At 51.1% G+C, this 235-nt stretch carries 1 protein-coding gene; it reads right to left on the reverse strand.

The genetic code is table 11. The features are described 5' to 3' along the window. The coding region (locus CH339_RS26015) for a SufD family Fe-S cluster assembly protein (protein ID WP_438646530.1) at nt 1-235 on the reverse strand (235 nt) is incomplete at both ends.

Below are 235 nucleotides of genomic sequence, written 5' to 3' on the forward strand. Positions count from 1 at the left end.
AACCGCGCTGTGAAGGGAGTTCGTCGTATAAACAGGTGCTGTACATCCCTCTACATAGTGGACGTGAGCGCCTTCGTCTACGATGATCAGCGTCCGTTCGAACTGTCCCATGTTTTCTGAGTTGATGCGGAAGTATGCTTGCAGCGGAGTATCCACTTTTACGCCTTTTGGCACGTAGATGAATGATCCGCCTGACCATACCGCTGAGTTCAAGGCCGCAAACTTGTTGTCAGTC

It is taken from the genome of Rhodobium orientis, assembly GCF_003258835.1.
In the GTDB taxonomy this organism is placed as follows: Bacteria; Pseudomonadota; Alphaproteobacteria; order Rhizobiales; family Rhodobiaceae; genus Rhodobium; species Rhodobium orientis.